The organism is Corallococcus sp. CA053C (assembly GCF_003611675.1).
Classification (GTDB): domain Bacteria; phylum Myxococcota; class Myxococcia; order Myxococcales; family Myxococcaceae; genus Corallococcus.
The window spans coordinates 1-3,112 of sequence record NZ_RAWA01000658.1; the positions used below are offsets into that span (position 1 = coordinate 1).

At 69.8% G+C, this 3,112-nt stretch carries 4 protein-coding genes; all 4 read left to right on the forward strand.

Going from position 1 to position 3,112, the window contains the following annotated elements; all coding sequences use genetic code 11:
* A partial coding sequence (locus D7V97_RS45090; RefSeq protein ID WP_120616084.1) for an Immediate early protein ICP0 occupies window positions 1-836 on the forward strand: 836 nt, incomplete at its 5' end.
* A 63-nt stretch (window positions 837-899) separates the two neighbouring features.
* Window positions 900-1,514, forward strand: a complete 615-nt coding sequence (locus D7V97_RS41705) for an RNA polymerase sigma factor (protein ID WP_199729177.1) — start codon at window positions 900-902, stop codon at window positions 1,512-1,514.
* 83 nt (window positions 1,515-1,597) lie between these two features.
* Window positions 1,598-2,260 (forward strand): anti-sigma factor, encoded by a 663-nt coding sequence (locus tag D7V97_RS41710; RefSeq protein WP_120616086.1) that lies wholly within the window; start codon window positions 1,598-1,600, stop codon window positions 2,258-2,260.
* Window positions 2,257-2,709 (forward strand): hypothetical protein, encoded by a 453-nt coding sequence (locus D7V97_RS41715; protein ID WP_199729179.1) that lies wholly within the window; start codon window positions 2,257-2,259, stop codon window positions 2,707-2,709. Before D7V97_RS41710 ends, D7V97_RS41715 begins: the two co-directional genes overlap by 4 nt.
* The last annotated feature ends 403 nt before the right edge of the window (window positions 2,710-3,112 follow it).

Genomic DNA, 3,112 nt, shown 5'->3' on the forward strand with positions numbered 1-3,112 from the left:
GCACGACGCGCGGCCCCCGGACGGAGCCCGGCACCGGCTTCGAGCTGCCCCGCACGCCCGTCCCCCCGGAGCGCCGCAAGCTGAAGGACGGCTTCCGGCCGCCCGACCCGCAGCGCACCACCACCGCCAGTCCCTACCTGGGCGCGGGCGAGGCGCGCGGGCCGGTGCTGGACGTGGGCTCGCTGGTGCCCGGCGACCTCAAGGACCTGGAGGGCCAGCCCGCGGTGGCCAAACGGTTCGCCTCGGACAGCGCGCTCCTGTCCGCCCAGGTGCGGCCCGCGTCGCTGCCCTCGTCCGACCGCGTGGCCCGCCTGTGGGCCTTCTTCGCCGCCTACGCGGAGGCCGCCACCGCGCACCCGCCCGCCCCGGAGGCCAAGGCCGCCTTCACCCAGGCCCTGAAGGACCAGGGCTTCGCCGGCCTCCAGGACCCCCACACCGGCCAGACGGGCGTGGAGGCGGGGCTCTGGGTGCTGGACGCGCCTTCACCGGCGGAAGCCCGCGAGCGTGCGAAGGACGTCCAGCTGGAGCCCCCGCCCGACGTGCGGCACTCCGAACAGGCCGCCCCGATGACGCCGGGCCTCTACCAGCCCATCCCCGCCCCGTTCATCCGCCGGGACGAGCAGGGCCACCCCCTCCAGAACGACGACCCGGACCGCCACCGCTCCGACCGCAAGCTGGGCACGCGGATGCTCTGGAACGTGCTCCACCGCTTCCGCGCCGGCCCGGACGAGGACGACGCCGTCTCCGAAGGGCAGTGGGACCGGATGGTGTTCGGGGCCATCCTGGCCATGGCGGGCGTCGCGCTGGCGGTCATCGCGCTCGTCAGCTCCCTCTAGAAGCGAGGAGGCTGTTCGGAACGCTTGGGGTTGTGCAGGCTTGTGGTACGGTGCCGCACTCTCTTGGCCACCGACGACCTTACACTCGTCAAGCGCGTCCGCAGCGGGGACCAGCGCGCTTTCAAGCTCCTCGTCGAGCGTTACCAGCGCAAGGTGTACGCCGTTGCGCTCGGTATGCTGAAGGACAAGGAGGAAGCGATGGACGTCTCCCAGGAGGCGTTCGTCAAGGTCTACAAGTACCTGGACCACTTCAAGGGCGACGCGTCCTTCTACACGTGGCTCTACCGCATCACGTCCAACATCTGCATCGACGTGCTCCGCAAGCGCCGGGGCGGTGGCGAGCAGGTGGAGTTCGACGAAACCCAGGAGATGGACGTCTCCGAGGCCCGCATCGGCGCGCTCGGCAGCCGCCTGGGGACCAACCCCCAGAAGAGCGCCCTCCGGAAGGAGCTGGCGGAGAAGATCCAGGAGGCCCTGGCCACGGTGCCGGAGAAGCACCGCGCCATCCTCCTGCTGCGCGAAATCGAGGGAATGTCCTACGAGGACCTGGCCCGCACGCTGGACATTCCCAAGGGCACCGTGATGAGCCGCCTGTTCCACGCGCGCGCCAAGGTGCAGAAAATCCTCAGCGAATACCTGGAGCTGGACGAAGCGAAGAGCGGGGTGGGCAATGAGTGAGGGGTGCCTGCAATCCCCCTCGAATATCTGTGGGGGGGCCGCGTCCCACCGATGCATTCCCACCAGACCGCAGGGTGAAGAGCATGGCCGGAAATCCCGCGTGTGACCGTTTTGTCCCGCTCCTGTCCCCCTACATCGACGGCGAACTCGCCCCGGCGGAGCGCGTCCACGTGGAGCGCCACCTGGCGGCGTGCCGCGACTGCACCGGCCGCTCGGCCGACCTGCGCGCCGAATCCGGCCTGCTCCGGGTGGGCCTGGACATGGCGGTGGACGACGTCGACTTCAAGGACTTCACCCAGAAGGTGATGGCCCGGGTGACGCCGGAGAAGCCGCCGCTCATCGAACGGCTGCGGCTGACCCTGTCGGAGATGTTCCTCTACCAGCGCACCGCGATGCTCTCCTCGCTGGCCACCGCTGCGGTGGTGCTCCTGGTGGCGCTGCCCCTGCTGCTGCGCGACCAGGCCCCGGAGGGCTACGCCGCCGAGCGCATGACGGTGAAGTCCATCCAGTCCTACCAGGGCGCCCGCGTGGCCCCGGTGGTGATGGAGACCGAAGGTGGCGGCTCCATCATCTGGATGGTGGACGAGCAGGAGCAGGCGCCCGACGCCGCGCCCGGCACCCCCGGTCAGCCGAAGAAGCAGGACGAGGCGGAGATCGATGAGTTGGGTGGACAGTTGGACGGCCAGGGCATGCAGCAGCCGGCGGTGACGCCCGCGGCGCCGCGGCCCACGGGAGGAGCGCTATGACGAAGCAGAGGTGGGCGGTGCTGGCACTGCTGTGCGCCGTGGCCCTGACGCTGGGACCGGCGGTGGCCCTCGCCCAGGACGCCAAGGTGAAGGTGCAGGTGGAGGTGGTGCTCGCCTCCAACAAGGGCACCGCGGTGGAGCCCGCGGAGCTCAACAAGATGAAGGAGGCGTTCCAGAAGCAGAACTTCAGCTTCACGTCCTTCAAGCGCATGTCCCTGGACACCGTGGAGGTGGTCGCCGCCAGGCCCACCGAGGTGAAGCTGCCCAACGGGACCAACGCGTCGCTCCAGCTGCTGGGCATGAAGGACGGCATCGCCACCCTGCGCGTCATCATCCCGAACCAGTCGTCCGTGGAGGTGGAGCTGGGCCGCCAGGGCGCCGTGTACCAGAAGGCCGGCAAGCACGTGGGTGGGGACCTCATCCTCGTCCTGGTCCCGCCGTCGAAGTAGGTCGTACCTGCATGGACGGATGTGCGCCGCCTTCGGGCAGGCGCCGTCCGGGACGCACCCCCTGACGTGCCTGGATGGCCCCCTCCTCTCCGGGCGGCCCCCGCGTCAGGTTGCACATCTCCTGAATCTTCCCCGCACCTGGCACATCCACCCCCACGGGGATGGTGTGCCGCCCTGCAGTGGGGGGCTTCGTCGCGTGCCTGACGTGGGGAGACGTGGGTTTCATTCCCCAGGGCAAGAAAACGGTCGGAAGTACCTGAAACGGGGGCTGAAAAAAGGTCAGTCCTTCCCCGGCGGCTGGAGCAGCTCCGGGGTTTCTTCCCTCGGAAGACGCGTGGTTGAGGCCCGGCACGGCAGTTGCTCTTGGGTCAGAGCGCAGGACGGCGGGACGGTGGGGCGGGAC

What these genes read in the sequence shown, in the direction of transcription:
- D7V97_RS41710 (WP_120616086.1), top strand. Translation starts at nt 1,598, where the DNA reads ATGGCCGGAAATCCCGCGTGTGACCGTTTTGTCCCGCTCCTGTCCCCC.
- D7V97_RS41715 (WP_199729179.1), top strand. Translation starts at nt 2,257, where the DNA reads ATGACGAAGCAGAGGTGGGCGGTGCTGGCACTGCTGTGCGCCGTGGCC.